Here is a 1,941-nt window from a genome sequence, read left to right as displayed (position 1 = left end):
AGTCCGTCGGCGAGACGCAGGGTGTCCGTGGATCGTCGGTCGACGACCTCCTGGCCGCCGACGACGTCGACGTCGTGCTCAACCTGACGATCCCGGCCGCGCACGCCGAGGTCGCCACCCGGGCGCTCGAGGCCGGCAAGCACGTCTACGGCGAGAAGCCGCTCGCGATGTCGACGGCTGAGGCGCGGCCGGTGCTCGACCTCGCTCGACGGTCGGGCCTGCGGGTCGGGAGCGCCCCCGACACGGTGCTCGGGACGGGCATCCAGACCGCCCGCGCCGCCCTCGACGACGGGCTGATCGGGAGCCCGGTCGGCGCCGCGGTGTCGTGGTCCGCGCCCGGCCACGAACTCTGGCACCCGGCCCCCGCGTTCTACTACCAGCCCGGCGGCGGCCCGCTGCTCGACATGGGGCCGTACTACCTGACGAGCCTCGTGCAGTTCTTCGGCCCGGTCGTCCGCGTGAGCGGTGCCTCGACCCGCTCCGACCGCGAACGCACCATCGCGACCGGTCCCGCCGCGGGCACCCCGCTCCGGGTGGACATCGACACGCACGTGGTGGCGGTCCTCGAACACGCGAACGGGGTCGTCTCGACGGTCACGGTGTCGTTCGAGGTCTGGGCGACCCGGGCACCGCTGTTCGAGGTGTACGGCACCGCGGGCACGCTCGGCGTCCCGGACCCGAACCGGTTCTCCGACCCGGTGTCGATCGCGACCGCCGACGACCGCGAGTGGCGCGAGCTGCCCGTGAGCGCCGGGTACGCCGACGCCGGCCGCGGCTACGGGCTCGCCGACATGGCGCACGCGATCGCCACCGACCGGCCGCACCGGGCCGACGGCGAGCTCGCGTTCCACGTGCTCGAGGTGATGGAGGCCGTGTCGACGGCAGCCCGTGAGCACACCGTGGTCGAGGTGCGGTCGCAGGTCGACCGGCCCGAGACCGTGCCCGCAGGGGCCACCCCCGGGTCCTGGTGACCCACAGCAGAGGCGAGGAAGGACGACGACGATGACGACGACGGACGGAACCGACGAGGCGGGGGCGAGCAGCGCCTCCAGGCCGGACGATGCCGGGCGGCCGACACGGCCGGTCACCCTGTTCACAGGCCAGTGGGCCGACCTGCCCTTCGAGGAGGTGGCGCGCCGTGCGGGGGAGTGGGGCTACGACGGCCTGGAGATCGCGTGCTGGGGCGACCACCTGGACGTCCGGCGCGCCGCGACCGACCCCGGGTACGTGGCGGACCGGAAGGCGATCCTGGAGCGGAACGGGCTGCAGGTCTGGACCATCGCGAACCACCTGGTCGGTCAGGCGGTCTGCGACGACCCGATCGACCAGCGGCACCAGGACATCGTCCCGGAGCACGTGTGGGGCGACGGTGACCCGGAGGGCGTCCGCCAGCGTGCCGCGGAGGAGCTGCAGTGGACCGCCCGGGCGGCCGCGGCACTCGGCGTCAAGACCGTGACCGGCTTCTCCGGCTCGTCGATCTGGAAGACCGTCGCCGGGTTCCCGCCCGTGCCCCCGGGCATGATCGACGCCGGCTACCAGGACTTCCACGACCGGTGGTCGCCGATCCTCGACGTCTTCGAGAAGGTCGGCGTGCGGTTCGCGCTCGAGGTGCACCCGTCCGAGATCGCCTACGACTACTGGACGGCTGCGCGGACCCTGGAGGTCTTCCGCGACCGCCCGGCGTTCGGCTTCAATTTCGATCCGTCGCACTTCGTCTGGCAGGACCTCGACCCCGCCGCGTTCCTGCTCGACTTCGCCGACCGGGTGTACCACGTGCACTGCAAGGAGTCGGTCAAGCAGCTCGACGGGCGGAACGGCCGGCTGTCGTCGCACCTGCCGTGGGGCGACCCCCGGCGCGGCTGGGACTTCGTCACGGCCGGACACGGGGACGTGCCGTGGGAGCGGGTGTTCCGCGTGCTGAACCACATCGGGTACGACGGC

Annotated in this window: 2 protein-coding genes; both read left to right on the top strand. The window is 73.0% G+C overall.

Features of this window, described 5'->3' with window-relative positions; translation table 11 throughout:
• The coding region (locus I59_RS09500; RefSeq protein WP_022903667.1) for a Gfo/Idh/MocA family protein at nt 1-971 on the top strand (971 nt) is incomplete at its 5' end.
• A gap of 31 nt (nt 972-1,002) precedes the next feature.
• A partial coding sequence (locus I59_RS09495) for a sugar phosphate isomerase/epimerase (RefSeq protein WP_022903666.1) occupies nt 1,003-1,941 on the top strand: 939 nt, incomplete at its 3' end.

The sequence above is a fragment of the Curtobacterium sp. B8 genome (assembly GCF_000333315.1).
Lineage (GTDB): Bacteria > Actinomycetota > Actinomycetes > Actinomycetales > Microbacteriaceae > Curtobacterium > Curtobacterium luteum.
The sequence above is the reverse complement of the archived record's forward strand: the minus strand, read 5'-3'. Positions and strand labels throughout refer to the sequence as shown.